Here is a 14,442-nt window from a genome sequence, read left to right as displayed (position 1 = left end):
CGCCCGGCAGGCACCATAGGCACATTGCGCAGGGCCCTTGTTTACCTTTGCCCCCAAGCTGGCCCACGCCCACCTACACACAGAACCCATGAGCTCCCAACTGTTGATGATTGAAGACGACGCCCGCCTCGCAGAGATGGTGGGCGAATACCTGGGCCAGTCGGGCCTGCAGGTCACCCATCGCGCCGATGGCAAGAGCGGTCTCGCACAGTTGCAGGGGCCAGAAGCCGGGGCGTTGCCCGATCTGGTCATTCTGGATTTGATGCTGCCCGACATGGATGGGCTGGAAGTGTGCCGCCGCATCCGTTCGCTGCAAGGTGCGGCTGCGCAGGTGCCCGTGCTGATGCTCACGGCCAAGGGAGACCCGATGGACCGCATCATCGGCCTGGAACTGGGGGCCGATGACTATCTGCCCAAACCTTTCGAGCCCCGCGAGCTGCTGGCCCGCATCCGCGCGATTCTGCGCCGCCGCACCGATACCGGGGTGGCCGCCGCCACGCCCGCACTGCGCTTTGGCTCGCTGGAGATTGACCGCGACTCCCGCACCGTCACCGTGGGTGGGCAACCGGCAGACCTCACCTCGTACCAGTTTGACCTGCTGGTGGCCTTGGCAGAGCGCGCGGGCCGCGTACTGACCCGTGACCAGATCATGGAAGCCGTGCGGGGCCGTGAGCTGGACGCGTTTGACCGTTCCATCGACGTGCACATGGGCCGCATCCGCGCCGCCATTGAACAGGACGCCAAAAACCCCCGACGCATCCTGACCGTGCGTGGCGTGGGCTACGTGTTCGCCAAACAGCAAGACTGACCCACCGCCGTGAAGCTCTCCAACCCTTTTGCCCAGCGCCTGTCACTGCGCATCTGGCTGGCCGTGGTGGTCGGCATGGCGGTGCTGACCCTGGCCGTAGGCTGGGCATGGCGCGTGGCGGTGGAAGAAGGGAGCATGTCCCCCCCCAACCCCCACGGGCGTGAACTGCTGCTGCGCAGCGCCGACGGGCAGACCGTGATGCGCGGCTTTGCGGTGCGCGAGCACGGCCCACCGGGCGAAGGAATCGACTTTCGCATTGAGACCGACAGTGGCGAGAAGTTCGTGCTGGAACTGGGCCCCAAGCCGCATCGTGAGGAACGGCGCGGCGACAAGGGTGGTGAAAAGGGCGGCGAGCGGCGGGCACGCCCCATGCCCCCGCCGGGTGGCCCCGGGGGGCCCCCTGGTGGACCGGACCGCGCCTTCTGGCTGCGCCCGCCCTTTGGCTTTGTGTGGATGCTAGCCATCATGGGGCTGGCGGCTGCGCTGGGCGTATACCCCGTCATCCGCCGCCTGACCTTGCGGCTGGAAGCACTGCAGCGCAGCGTGAAAAAGTTTGGCGAAGGCGACCTGTCGGTGCGCGTACCCGAGACGGGGCAGGACGAGGTGGCTGACCTGGCAAGGCAGTTCAACGCCTCGGCCGAGCGCGTGGAGACTTTGGTGAAGTCCCACAAGTCGTTGCTGGCCAATGCTTCGCACGAGTTGCGGTCTCCTCTCACCCGCATCCGCATGGGGCTGGAGCTGATGGGGGGCGACCAGCCCTCGCCCGCGTTCCGTGCCGAGATCCTGCGCAACATTGCCGAGCTGGACCAGTTGGTGGACGAGATTCTGTTGGCCAGCCGCCTGGACGCGCGCGAGGCCGATGTAGGCACGGTGGAAGATGTGGACCTGATCGGTCTGGCCGCCGAGGAATGCGTGCGCGTAGATGCCGACCTGGATGTGAGTGCAGTGCCTGAAGGGCTGGAGGTGCAGGGCATCTCCAAGCTGCTGCGCCGCGCCATCCGCAACCTGCTGGAAAACGCCCGCCGTTACAGCACGGGCGAGATCACCGTGGTTGTACAACGCACCGGCCATATGGCTGAGGTGCGGGTGTGCGACCGGGGTCCTGGCGTGCCTGCAGCACAGCGCGAGCGCATTTTTGAGCCCTTCTACCGCCTGCCGGGCGCCAGCGAACGTTCGGGCGGCGTGGGTCTTGGTCTGGCGCTGGTGCGCTCCATCGCCGGGCGCCATAACGGCACGGTGCACTGCGAGGACCACGCAGGCGGAGGGGCCTGCTTTGTACTGCGGCTGCCGCTGCCTGGCACCACCGCTGGCATGGGCAAAGGCGCATGAACAATACGCCGCGCCCTACCCTTCGGTCTGATTCAGACCCTGGCTCACGCCCCCATGCACGCAGAAAAGTGCTGGCAGCATCCCAGACGGCCTGCGTGTGCGCAGCCGTGGAGGCAGCCGTTTTCGTACCGCTGGGGGTGTTCACTGATTCGTACCTGGGAGCTGCAGGCGTCTCACTGCTCACCCTGGGCCCCTTGTCGCTGTGGATGGCGCCTCTTTTGTACAGACGCCTCCTGAACAAAGAAGGCTGACCTTCAGAGCGACGGACGGCCCGCTTTCAATGGCCATCGCAAGGCCATGGCGCCATACAGGCAAGCACCCACCACCAAAGCCACGGCGGCTAGGCCCAAGCCTTGAGCAAAACCCTCTGCCTCTGAGCCTGCCCGGTGCAGCAGCCAGGCCACCAGCGGTGGGCCTGCAATCTGGCCCAGACCATAGGCGGCAGTCAGCATGCCGGTAAAACTGTCTCCCGCAGCGGGCCACACCCGGCGTGCCTCCTGCAAGGCATAAAACGTGATGGCGGTGAACGGCAGGCCCAGCAGCCAGCTACCCAGCGCAAAGCCCGCGGCCACAGGCCACACCACACTCAAGGCGATGGCCCCAGCCTGCACGGCATAAGCCGCCAGCAGCAACCAGCGTCGGTCCCAATGGGCGGGGGTGCGGGTGGACAATGCTGCCCCCATGGCCACACCCGTACCGAACAGCGGCCAGAAAAAATCCGGCCATGCAGAGCCTATGGGCAGTGCCGAGCGGGCGATCACCGGCAAGAACGTGGCGGTGACGATGTAGCCAAGCCCAGCCAGACCGTAGGCCAAAGTCAACATGCACCGGGCCCCGAGCCCCGCACCTGCAGGGGCCGGAGAAACAGACCCGGCGGAACTGGGCGCTGACCCACTCGCACCCTGCCCCACCGGTTGCGGTAATCCCTGCACCACCGGCCAAACCAAGCCACACAGAAGCGCGCACAGCACGCCAAACACGGCCCAGCCTGCTGCAGCGGGCCAGTGCCAAGCCACCATCGCACTGGCCGAAAGCCCCGTGAGTACGATACCCACGCCCGGCCCACAAAAGATCAGCCCTCCCAGCGCAGGCTGGCCCAGCGCCACCAGGCGCAACATGCACCAGGCAGAAATGTTGAGAAAGACCACCGCACTGGCCACCCCCGCCGCCAGCCGCAAGGCGGGCCACGCGGCAGGTATCGGCAAAGCCATGCCCAAGGTGAGCACCACCGTGGCCAGCAAGCCAGCCCGCGCCAAGCGCGACGCATGCCAGCGCTGGCGCACCTGAGGCGCAAGCCACGGCAAGGTCATGCAAGCCAGCGCCCCCAGCAGATAGCCAAGGTAATTGGCCGTGGCCAGCCAGCTGCCGCCTGCCAGCGTCACCACGCCATCGTTGAGCATCATGGGCAGCAGAGGCGTGAACGCAAACCGGCCTATGCCCATGGCCCCTGCCAAGGCTGCCATGCCTGCCAATGCCACGATCCACGGGCGGTCTTGCCACGGTGCAGAGATGGAGGCGGTAGAAAGGGAGGGTGAGGAAGACATCAGTATCCGGCGCGTTTTGTGAGATGGTTTAACATCACGTAATGAGATTATTTTTTTATAAATCATCTCACAAAGAGAATTTACATGGATCTCACAGCCCTCGAAATCTTTCGCGCCGTGGCCGCTGACGGCAGCGTGACCCGCGCGGCAGAACGGCTGGGCCGGGTGCAGTCCAACGTCACCACGCGGGTGCAACAGTTGGAGGAGCAACTGGGTACCGCCCTCTTCCAGCGCGAAGGCAAGCGCATGGTGCTCACCCCTGCGGGTGAATCTCTCTGTGGCTATGCGGATCGCCTGCTCGCGCTGGCCGAAGAAGCCCGCCAGGCCATGAACCCGAGCCAGCCCGGTGGCCGCCTGCGCCTGGGTGCCATGGAGAGCACGGCGGCAGCACGCCTGCCCACGCCTCTGGCTCGCATGCATGCACAGTGGCCCGGCGTGGCACTGGAGCTGTCTACCGCGCCATCGCGCCAGTTGGTCGAGCAGGTGCTGGCCCACCAACTGGACGCTGCACTGGTGGCCTGGCCCCCGCCCGGGCTGGAGCCGGAAGCCCCGGTGGAGCGCATGGGCGTGTTTCAGGAGGAGCTGCTGCTGGCACTGCCATCCGCCCATCCGCCCGTCAGCACGCCTGCGGATGTGCAGGTGCATACCCTGGCAGCGTTTTCACCGGGCTGCACTTACAGGCAACTGGGCGAGGCGTGGATGCGGCGTGGTACGCAGCCTTCCCTGCAGGTGCTGGAGCTGGCCTCGTACCACGCCATCGTGGCCTGTGTGGCTGCGGGCCGCTGTGCCGGCGTGGTGCCGCAGGCGGTGTGGGATCTGCTGCGCGCGCCCCCGGCATTGCGGCTGGTTCCCCTGCAGCGCTGTGAGACCGTGCTGGTACGCCGCCGCGGTTACCAATCCCCGGCCCTGGACGCGCTGCTGGCCTTGCTGCTTGAGGACTCGCCGTTGGCTGCGTCGACATGGGTCACAGCCACATAAGAAATTGATCAAAGCACTGGAGCCTTTTTAAATGCCCACACCTCTTGCACGCCGTCTGCAGATCACACTGCCCATCATCCAGGGCCCCATGACGGGCGCAGATTCGCCCGAACTGGCTGCAGCCGTATCTGCAGCCGGAGGCTTGGGCACCCTGGGCTGCGGCATGCGCTCTCCCGCCGCCATGGTCGAAGCGGCGGCTGCCGTGCGGCAACGCACCGGTCGGCCATTTGGCATGAACCTGTTTGTGCAGGCCACGCCGTCGCCCGACCCAGCCACCGTGCAAGCCGCCATGGCCCGCCTGGCACCGCTCTATGCCGAGCTGGGCCTGCAGCCGCAGCAACCTGCGCAGTGGTGCGAGGACTTTGAGGCCCAGTTTGACGCCTTGGTGGCGCTGCGCCCCGCAGTGGCCAGCTTTACCTTTGGCATCCTCACCGCAGAGCAGGTCCACCGTCTGCATGCAGCGGGCAGTCTGGTGATGGGCACAGCCACCACGGTGGCCGAGGCCAAGGCGTGGCAGGCCGTAGGGGCAGATGCCGTCTGCGCCAGCGGTGCCGAATCGGGCGGGCACCGGGGCACGTTTCTGGGTGACTTCCAGTCCAGCCAGGTCAGCACCATGGCCCTGGTGCCGCTGTGCGTGGATGCACTGGACATTCCCGTCGTTGCCGCAGGCGGCATCATGGACGGGCGGGGCGTGGCTGCAGCACAGGCGCTGGGGGCGCAGGCCGTGCAGATGGGCACGGCGTTTCTGGTGTGTCCAGAATCAGCCATCGCCCCGGTCTACCGGCAGGCCCTGGCGCAGGCCCAGGAGACCGACACCCGGCTGACCCGGGTCTTTTCGGGCAGACCTGCCCGCGGCATCGTCAACCCCATGATGGATGCGCTCGCGGCAGATGAGGAGACCGTACCGCACTACCCGGTGCAAAACGCGCTGACAGGGCCACTGCGGCGCGCGGCAGCCACGCAGGGGCGCGCCAGCCACCTCTCGCTGTGGGCTGGCCAGGGTGTACCGGCAGCGCGGGCTCTGCCCGCGGCGGAACTGGTGCGGACACTCGAGAGCGAATGGCACGCCGCACGGCAGAAGCTGGCAGCAGGCTTGTAGCGCCCCGGCGCAACAGGGTCAGGCTGCGGTGAGTCGTTCTTTGGCGAGCTTCGCACCGGCTGCCAGGGCTTCCAATTTACGCCACGCCACATCCCGTGACATCGGGGCCAGGCCGCAGTTGGTACACGGGAACAGCCGCTCCTTGGGAACGAACTCCAGCGCGCGGCCAATCGCATCCGCGACCTCCTCGGGCGTCTCGACAATGTCGCTTGCCACGTCGATCACACCCACCATCACATCTTTGCCGACCAGCAGCTTCATCAGATCGGGCGGCACATGGGAGTGAATACATTCCAGGCTCACCTGGTCGATGCTGCTGCGCGCCAGGGCGGGGAACACAGTCTCGTATTGGCGCCATTCATCGCCCAGGGTGCTCTTCCAGTCGGTATTGGCCTTGATGCCATAGCCGTAGCAGATGTGCACGGCCGTCGTGCACGTCAGCCCCTGCGCCGCGCGCTCAAGCGCCTTCACCCCCCAGTCTGCGGCGTCTTTCATGTAGACATTGAAGGCGGGTTCGTCAAACTGGATGATGTCCACACCGTCCGCTTGAAGTGCCAGCGCCTCCTGATTCAGCAACTCAGCAAACGCGAAGGCCATCTGGACCTTGTCGCCGTAGAAGCGGTCTGCAACGGTGTCGACGATGGTCATCGGGCCGGGTAGCGTGAACTTCAGCTTTTTCTTCGTGTGAGCACGCGCCAGTTGGGCTTCAAAGGCATGCACCCGGCCTTTGAGGCGCAGGTTTGAGACGACCTGCGGCACCATCGCGTCATACCGGTTGTTGCGAATGCCCATCTTCACCTTGTTCTCAAAGTCGATGCCATCGACTTGTTCAAGGAATCCATGCACAAAGTGCTGCCGGGCCTGCTCGCCGTCGCAGATGATGTCGATGCCAGCATCCTCCTGCGCCTTGATCCAGAGCAGCGTTGCGTCTGCCTTGGCCTGACGCAAGGCATCGCCTTCCGCCTTCCACTGAGGCCAGAGCTTGTTGGTTTCGGCCAGCCAGGCGGGTTTGGGCAGGCTGCCGGCAATGGAGGTTTCAAACATGAAAGGCTTCCTTTGAAGAAAAGATGAATCGGGTCACAGCGGGCAATCAGCAGCCCATTGTTCGAGCACGGTCCCGTAGGGTTTGATGAAGTGTTTTTCGGTGTATTTGCCTTGCTGGACAGCCAATTGACTGCGCTCCTCACGGTCGTAGACGATTTGTGTCAACGAATAGTCCTGGTTGCTCAAGCTCGGGCGGTAGAGTTTTCCGGCCGCACAGTTGGCGTTGTAAATCTCGGGCCGGTAAATTTTCTGGAAGGTTTCCATCGTGCTGATGCTGGAGATCAACTCCAGGTTCGTGTAGTCAGCCAACAGGTCACCCTGGAAATAGAAAGCCAGCGGTGCAATGCCATTGGGAGGCATAAAGAAGCGAACCTGCATCCCCATCTTTGCGAAATAGTGGTCTGTGGAAGACAGTTCGCTTTGCTGGTACTCGACACCCAGTACGGGATGCTGGTTGTCGGTTCGCCGGTAGGTCTTGCTGGTGGACACGCTGATGCAGATCACAGGCGGCTTGCCAAAGCGCGCCTTGTAGGTGCTGGAATTGGCAAACTGCTTGAAAAGCTTGCCATGCAGGTCACCAAAATTGGCCGGGAGGCCGAACTCCGGTCGGTCTGCGTTGTAGTCCGGCAGCAGGACACTGAAGTCGTAGTCGCGCACGTAAGAGGAGAAGCTGTTGCCCACGATGCCGTCGATCCGCTGGTTCCTGTGCTTGTCGAAAACGCAGGTTTTGAGCACTTCGATCAAGGGGAAGGCAGCATCGCAGCCTTGCCCATCCAGGAGCATTTCGACGGAAATGATGTCCAGCTCGACGGTGTAGCGGTCTCCTGTGGGGTTGTCCCAATGCGCCAGCGCATTGCATCGGTTGTCAATCATCCTGAGCGCGTTGCGCAGGTTTTGCTGGCGGCTTGCGCCCCGGGCCAGATTGGCAAAGTTCGTGGTCAGGCGCGTGCTGTGCGAGGGTTGGTAGTTTTCATCAAAGCGGGTGCTCTTGATGTGAAAGACAAATGCTTCGTACATGACGGTGTAGCAATCCCAATGTTCAGAGAAGTGGTGCGGGTGTCAGGCCAGGACCCGTTCATCGGCCAGAGCGGGACTGGCGTTCCGCGCCAGGGCCACCAGCGGCAGCGCCCGTTGCACCGCCAACCGGGCGCGCTCAAGCAGCGCCTCATCCCACAAGCCTGGGTCCACAAAATCCTTGTCGGTCGCGTAGACACCCAGCGGCAAAGTACGCGCCTGGAAAAAGCTGAACAAAGGCCTGAGCTGGTGATCGATCACCAAGGCATGTCGCTCGCTGCCGCCCGTAGCAGCCAACAGCACAGGCGTGTCGATCAATGCGTCCTGATGGATGAAGTCGAAGAAGTGCTTGAACATCCCCGTGTAAGCGCCGCGATACACCGGGGACACCACAACGAGCACATCCGCCTGCTCGACCGCAAGCAGTTCCTGCTCCACTGCTGTGGGCAATTCGGACCTGCGGACTGCGCCTGAAAGCTGAGAGGCCAGCGCACCCATTTCGATCAGATGCGGGCGGCACGGGGTCTCAGCCGCTATCAGGTCCAGGAGATGCCGGGCCAGCGATGCCGACTTGGACGGCCGCTGCAACCCGCCAGAGACCGCCACCACGCGCAGTGGGCATGTCATTGCATTTTTCATAGATAACCAAAGAGGCAAGCGAATCTGAAAGCGGATGCTAGGCAAATCAACACATGAAGTAAAATGGTCTTATCTCATTAATCAATGAAATCTGTTCATATAATGCTGGAACGTATCCATCTCCACATCGTTCAGCAGGTGGAGAAACAAGGCTCGCTGACTGCGGCTGCAGGCGTGCTGAACCTGACCCAGTCGGCACTGAGCCACAGCATGAAAAAACTGGAGCAGCAGCTGGGCACCGACGTCTGGTTGCGCGAGGGGCGAAGCCTGCGTCTCACGCAGGCCGGGCAGTACCTGCTGGCGGTTGCCAACCGGGTGCTCCCGCAGTTGGATCAGGCGGAGAGCACGTTGCGGCAGTTCGCCCAGGGTGAACGCGGCACCCTGCGCATCGGCATGGAATGCCACCCCTGCTACCAGTGGCTGCTCAAGATCGTGTCGCCCTACCTGAGCACCTGGCCGGACGTGGATGTGGATGTAAAGCAGAAATTCCAGTTCGGAGGTATCGGAGCGCTTTTCGGCTACGAGATTGACCTGCTGGTGACCCCCGATCCGCTGCACAAGCCTGGTCTGCATTTCGAGCCCGTGTTCGATTACGAGCAGGTGCTGGTGGTCGCTGGCAGCCACCCCTTTGCACAGCAGGCCTATGTGAAGCCTGCACAGCTTGCGAGCGAAACGCTCATTACCTACCCGGTCAGCCCTGAACGGCTGGATGTGTACACACAGTTCCTGGCTCCGGCCGGCATTGCGCCGCGCCGCCACAAGACCATCGAGACCACGGACATCATGCTGCAGATGGTGGCCAGCGGCCGTGGCGTGGCAGCGCTACCGCGCTGGCTGGCACTGGAGTACGCCGAGAAGATGGATGTGGTGCCAGTGCAGTTGGGCCGCCACGGCATTGCCAAGCAGATTCACCTGGGCACGCGTGAGCAGGACAGCAACACGGACTACCTGCAGGCCTTCATCCAGTTTGCGCGCAACGCTCAGGTGTAGCGCTTGTCCAGCGCGTCCCATACGGGCTTGCCCACGAGCCGCTGCCGCTCGGCAAACGGCGTGACCAGGCCACTGCTCTCCTGCACTTCTTTCGTGTCGCGCAGCACGGTCAGGGCCTTCTGCATGCCCATCACTGCGCCTTGCAAAGCGGCGTTGGCATACAGCACGATGCCATAGCCCAGCTGGCCCAGTTCATCGGCGTTGAAGATGGGCGTCTTGCCGCCAATGACCATGTTCATGAGCTGGGGCTTGGCAAGACGCTGTGGCAAGGCGCGAATTTCTTCCGCCTGCGTCACAGCCTCCACAAACAGGATGTCGGCACCCGCTTGTGCAAAGCGCTGCGCACGCTCCACTGCGGCCTCAAAGCCATGGGTGGCCGCCGCATCGGTGCGGGCCATGATCAGCAGGTTGTCATCACGGCGCGCGTCCACCGCGGCCTTGATCTTGCTCACCGCCTCTTCGGTGCTGATGACCTCTTTGCCCGAAAAGTGCCCGCAGCGCTTGGGTGCCACCTGGTCTTCCAGCTGGATGCAATCGGCCCCCGCACGTTCGAGTGTGCGCACCGCGTGGTAAACGTTGAGCGCATTGCCAAAGCCTGTGTCAGCGTCCACGATCAGCGGCACCTCCACAGCGTCGCGGATGCGGGCCGTGTGGTCGGCAATGTCGCTCAGGCCCATGAAGCCTTGGTCCGGCATGCCAAACCACATGTTGGTGACACCGGCACCGGTGACGTAGATCGCTTCAAAGCCCAGGTCTTCAATGACCTTGGCGGACAAGGCGTTGAAAGCGCCGGGGACAAGCACTCCCCGGCGGGCTTCTGCCAGGGCTTTGAGGGTCTTGCGGGTGGACATTCGTTCGTTCTTTCTTTGCAGTTTTGTTCTAAAAATAGTTGCCAGGCACGCGGACCCAGCCTTCCATCAAGATGCGCGCGCTGCGGCTCATCAAGGCCTTGGTGACCCTCCATTTCCCCCCCTGTAGCTCGGCCTGGGCTCCCACGCGCAGCGTGCCGGACGGATGGCCAAAACGCACGGCCTCCCTCGTCCCGCCGCCGGCGGCGAGGTTGACCAGCGTGCCGGGGATGGCGGCAGCGGTGCCAATGGCGACGGCCGCCGTGCCCATCATGGCGTGGTGCAGCTTGCCCATCGAAAGAGCGCGCACCAGCAGGTCCACGTCGCTCGCCTGCACTGCCTTGCCGCTGGATGCGGTGTAGGTCTGGGGCGGTGCGACAAAGGCCACCTTGGGGGTGTGCTGGCGCTGGGCGGCTTCGGCAAGGTCCTGGATGAGCCCCATCTTCACCGCGCCGTGGGCGCGGATGGCTTCAAAACGCGCCAGCGCCTGCGGGTCGCTGTTGATCGCATCCTGCAGCTCGGTGCCGGTGTAGCCGATGTCGGCAGCGTTGACGAAGATGGTCGGGATGCCGGCGTTGATGAGCGTGGCGCGCAGCGTGCCCACACCGGGGACGGGCAGGTCGTCCACCACCTGGCCGGTGGGAAACATCGCGCCGCCGCCGCCGTCGCCATCACCGTCGTCGGCCGGGTCCAGAAATTCAAGGGCCACCTCGGCCGCCGCAAAGGTCACGCCGTCGAGTTCGAAATCGCCCGTCTCCTGCACCTGTCCGTCGGTGATGGGCACATGGGCAACGATGGTCTTGCCGATGTTGGCCTGCCAGATGCGCACGGTACAGACGCCGTTGTCAGGGATGCGGTCGGCAGGCAGCAAGCCGCTTTCGATGGCAAACGGCCCCACGGCCGCCGAGAGATTGCCGCAGTTGCCGGTCCAGTCCACAAAGGCGCTGTCGATGGACACCTGACCAAAGAGGTAGTCCACATCGTGCCCCGGCCGCTGCGAGGCTGAGACGATCACCGCCTTGGAGGTGGAGGAGGTAGCACCGCCCATGCCGTCGATCTGCTTGCCGTAGGGGTCGGGGCTGCCGATGACGCGCAACAGCAGCGCATCGCGCGCAGCGCCGGGCTGCTGGGCGGCCGGCGGCAAATCCTGCAGTCGAAAGAAAACGCCCTTGCTGGTGCCGCCACGCAGATAGGTAGCGGGGATGCGTATCTGCGGTGCTGGGGTTCGGTTCATGTCCGTTGTACTCTGGTTGCTTCTAAATTGATAGCTGCCAGCGCTTTATGGATAAGCGCCAGGGATGCTCTGCGCGAATCGAGCGGTAAGTGTGCGCTGCGGATCGGGATGGGCTGCAAGGCGCAAAGCGCAGCAATAGCCGTAGCTATTGCGAGCATTTGCAACGCCGCAGACCGCCCGAGGCCGCAGATGCACACGGCGCGGTGATTTGTGCAGAGCAGCATCCCTAGATGCCTATTTTTATTGGATGGTGGAGGCCAGAAAGTCCTGGGCAAAACGCTGCAGCACGCCACCGGCTTCGTATACCGATACTTCCTCGGCCGTGTCCAGGCGGCAGGTCATGGGCACCCGGGTGACCTGGCCGCTTTTGCGGCAGATGACGAGCATGAGCCTGGCGCGTGGTGTCAGCGCCCCTTCGACATCGTAGGTCTCCGTGCCGTCCAGCCCCAGCGTGAGGCGGCTGGTGCCCGGCTGAAACTCCAGCGGCAGCACGCCCATGCCAATCAGGTTGGTGCGGTGAATGCGCTCAAAACCTTCGGCCACCACCACTTCCACCCCCGCCAGGCGCACGCCCTTGGCAGCCCAGTCGCGGCTCGACCCCTGGCCATAGTCGGCCCCTGCGATGATGATGAGCGGCTGGCGGCGTTGCAGGTAGGTCTCCATCGCCTCCCACATGCGCACCACGCGGCCTTCGGGTTCGATGCGTGCCAGAGACCCCTTCTGGACCTTGCCACCCACCACCGCCATCTCGTTGACGAGCTGCGGGTTGGCAAAGGTGGCGCGCATCGCCGTGAGGTGGTCGCCACGGTGGGTGGCATAGGAGTTGAAGTCCTCCTCGGGCACCCCCATCCGTGCCAGGTACTCACCGGCCGCGCTGTCCGGCAGGATGGCGTTGGACGGCGAGAGGTGGTCGGTGGTGATGTTGTCGGGCAAGATCGCCAGCGGGCGCATGCCTTTGAGCGTGCGCGGGTTGGCGGCCAGTGCGCCCACGCCTTCCGTGTCCCAGTATGGCGGGCGGCGGATGTAGGTGGACTGCGGACGCCAGTCGTACTGCGGGGCAACCGTCTGGCCACCCTCCACACGGAGGGCGAACATGGGGTCGTACACCGCACGGAACTGCTCGGGTTTGACGGCCCGGGCCACGATGGCGTCGATCTCTGCATCACTGGGCCACAGCTCCCGCAGGCGAATCTCACGCCCCTCCACCACGGCCAGCACATCGTTCTCGATGTCAAAGCGCACCGTGCCTGCCAGTGCGTAAGCCACCACCAGCGGCGGCGAGGCCAGAAACGCCTGCTTGGCATACGGGTGGATGCGACCGTCGAAGTTGCGGTTGCCCGACAGCACGGCAGTGGCGTACAGGTCGCGGTCGATGATCTCCTGCTGGATCTTCGGGTCAAGCGCACCGCTCATGCCGTTGCAGGTGGTGCATGCAAATGCGACGATGCCGAACCCCAGGGCTTCCAGGTCCGCCAGCAACCCGGCTTCTTGCAGGTACAGCGCCACGGCCTTGGAGCCGGGTGCCAGCGAGGTCTTGACCCACGGCTTGCGCGTCAGCCCCAGGCGACGGGCGTTGCGCGCCAACAGCGCGGCGGCGATCACGTTGCGCGGATTGCTGGTGTTGGTGCAACTGGTGATGGCCGCGATGATGACGGCCCCATCGGGCAGCAGGCCCTGCGCCTCCTGCGCGCGGGCTTGGGGCCAATCCACCGCAATGCCGCGCTCTGCCAGCGCCGACGTGGGCAGGCGGCGGTGCGGGTTGGAGGGCCCGGCCATGTTGCGCACCACGGTGGACAGATCAAAGGTCAGCACGCGTTCATACGCTGCGGTCTTGAGCGAGTCAGCCCAAAACCCGGCAGTCTTGGCGTAACGCTCCACCAGCTGGATCTGCGCATCGTCGCGCCCCGTCAGCCGCAGGTAGTCCAGCGTCTGGTCGTCGATGTAGAACAGCGCAGCCGTGGCCCCGTACTCAGGGCACATGTTGGAGATGGTGGCACGGTCGCCAACGCTGAGGCTGCGCGCACCTTCGCCATAGAACTCCAGATACGCCCCCACCACCTTCTGGCTGCGCAGAAATTCCGTCAGGGCCAGAACGATGTCGGTGGCCGTGATGCCGGGCTGGCGGTGCCCCGTCAGCTCCACGCCCACGATGTCGGGCAGGCGCATCCACGAGGCGCGACCCAGCATCACGCTCTCGGCCTCCAGGCCGCCCACGCCAATCGCAATCACGCCCAGCGCATCGACGTGGGGGGTGTGGCTGTCGGTGCCCACACAGGTGTCGGGAAACGCGACCCGGCCGTGAGCGTCGCCCTGCACGTACACCACGGGCGACATCTTCTCCAGGTTGATCTGGTGCATGATCCCGTTCCCCGCCGGGATCACCTCCACGTTGGCGAACGCTTTCTTGGTCCACTCGATGAAGTGAAAGCGGTCCTCGTTGCGGCGGTCTTCAATGGCGCGGTTTTTGGCGAAGGCGTCCGGGTCAAAGCCGCCACACTCCACGGCCAGCGAATGGTCCACGATGAGTTGCACGGGCACCACCGGGTTCACCGCAGCAGGGTCGCCACCCTCTTTCGCGATCGCATCGCGCAGCCCGGCCAGATCCACCAGCGCCGTCTGGCCCAGGATGTCGTGGCACACCACGCGCACAGGAAACCAGGGAAAGTCGATCTCGCGTTTGCGCCCGATCAGCTGCCCCAGGAAGTCGTTGAGCTGCGCCGGGTCAGCGCGGCGCACCAGGTTTTCGGCATGCACGCGGGCGGTGTAGGGCAGCCGGGCCCAGGCACCGGGTTCCATGGCATCGACAGCAGCCTCTGCATCGAAGTAATCCAGTGCCGTGCCGGGCAGCGGCTTGCGGTGGGCGGTGTTCATCATGTCGCGGGATTCACTCTTTTTTTGATAGCTGCTTACGCTTT

12 protein-coding genes are annotated in these 14,442 nt (G+C 64.3%); 5 read left to right on the top strand and 7 right to left on the bottom strand.

Annotated elements, in window-relative coordinates:
• Positions 1-88: 88 nt before the first annotated feature.
• The gene (locus tag AACH87_RS01835; protein ID WP_338797028.1) at positions 89-808 is read left to right on the top strand and encodes a response regulator transcription factor; all 720 of its coding nucleotides are present in this window, start codon (positions 89-91) and stop codon (positions 806-808) included.
• 9 nt (positions 809-817) lie between these two features.
• Positions 818-2,137 carry an ATP-binding protein gene (locus tag AACH87_RS01830; protein ID WP_338797026.1) on the top strand — a complete coding sequence of 440 codons (1,320 nt, stop codon included), beginning with the start codon at positions 818-820 and terminating at the stop codon, positions 2,135-2,137.
• 254 nt (positions 2,138-2,391) lie between these two features.
• On the opposite strand, the gene AACH87_RS01825 is transcribed toward AACH87_RS01830, so the two are convergent.
• Positions 2,392-3,681, bottom strand: a complete 1,290-nt coding sequence (locus tag AACH87_RS01825) for a YbfB/YjiJ family MFS transporter (protein WP_338797025.1) — start codon at positions 3,679-3,681, stop codon at positions 2,392-2,394.
• Between the two features lie 84 nt (positions 3,682-3,765).
• Between AACH87_RS01825 and AACH87_RS01820 the strand changes: the two genes are divergently transcribed.
• Both AACH87_RS01820 and AACH87_RS01815 read left to right on the top strand, forming a co-directional pair.
• Positions 3,766-4,659, top strand: a complete 894-nt coding sequence (locus AACH87_RS01820) for a LysR family transcriptional regulator (protein WP_338797024.1) — start codon at positions 3,766-3,768, stop codon at positions 4,657-4,659.
• A 31-nt stretch (positions 4,660-4,690) separates the two neighbouring features.
• Complete coding sequence (locus tag AACH87_RS01815; protein ID WP_338797023.1) at positions 4,691-5,758, top strand: nitronate monooxygenase; 1,068 nt, start codon at positions 4,691-4,693, stop codon at positions 5,756-5,758.
• An 18-nt stretch (positions 5,759-5,776) separates the two neighbouring features.
• Here the strand turns inward: AACH87_RS01815 and AACH87_RS01810 are convergent, their stop codons facing one another.
• Genes AACH87_RS01810 through msuE form a run of 3 tightly spaced genes read right to left on the bottom strand, consistent with a single transcriptional unit; the run spans position 5,777 to position 8,443 of the window.
• Positions 5,777-6,802, bottom strand: coding sequence for a methionine synthase (locus AACH87_RS01810; RefSeq protein WP_338797022.1), 1,026 nt, complete (start codon positions 6,800-6,802; stop codon positions 5,777-5,779).
• Positions 6,803-6,835: 33 nt separating this feature from the next.
• Positions 6,836-7,819, bottom strand: coding sequence for a DUF1852 domain-containing protein (locus AACH87_RS01805; RefSeq protein WP_338797021.1), 984 nt, complete (start codon positions 7,817-7,819; stop codon positions 6,836-6,838).
• Between the two features lie 42 nt (positions 7,820-7,861).
• Positions 7,862-8,443, bottom strand: a complete 582-nt coding sequence (gene msuE, locus AACH87_RS01800; protein ID WP_338797020.1) for an FMN reductase — start codon at positions 8,441-8,443, stop codon at positions 7,862-7,864.
• A 114-nt stretch (positions 8,444-8,557) separates the two neighbouring features.
• Here msuE and AACH87_RS01795 point away from each other — a divergent pair, with 114 nt between their 5' ends.
• A complete protein-coding gene (locus tag AACH87_RS01795) occupies positions 8,558-9,445 on the top strand; it encodes a LysR family transcriptional regulator (RefSeq protein ID WP_338797019.1) in 888 nt (295 codons plus the stop codon).
• On the opposite strand, the gene AACH87_RS01790 is transcribed toward AACH87_RS01795, so the two are convergent.
• The 3 genes from AACH87_RS01790 to acnD all read right to left on the bottom strand — a co-directional run bounded on the left by AACH87_RS01790 (position 9,436) and on the right by acnD (position 14,398).
• Entirely contained in the window at positions 9,436-10,296 is an 861-nt protein-coding gene (locus AACH87_RS01790) for an isocitrate lyase/PEP mutase family protein (RefSeq protein ID WP_338797018.1), read from the bottom strand. The genes AACH87_RS01795 and AACH87_RS01790 overlap by 10 nt on opposite strands.
• A 28-nt stretch (positions 10,297-10,324) precedes the next feature.
• Positions 10,325-11,527 carry a 2-methylaconitate cis-trans isomerase PrpF gene (gene prpF, locus AACH87_RS01785; RefSeq protein WP_338797017.1) on the bottom strand — a complete coding sequence of 401 codons (1,203 nt, stop codon included), beginning with the start codon at positions 11,525-11,527 and terminating at the stop codon, positions 10,325-10,327.
• Between the two features lie 240 nt (positions 11,528-11,767).
• Positions 11,768-14,398: a Fe/S-dependent 2-methylisocitrate dehydratase AcnD gene (gene acnD, locus AACH87_RS01780; RefSeq protein WP_338797016.1), complete on the bottom strand. Its 2,631-nt coding sequence runs from the start codon at positions 14,396-14,398 to the stop codon at positions 11,768-11,770.
• Positions 14,399-14,442 lie beyond the last annotated feature (44 nt).

Source organism: Acidovorax sp. DW039, assembly GCF_037101375.1.
In the GTDB taxonomy this organism is placed as follows: Bacteria; Pseudomonadota; Gammaproteobacteria; order Burkholderiales; family Burkholderiaceae_C; genus Acidovorax.
This window is presented reverse-complemented; position numbering and strand designations above follow the sequence as displayed.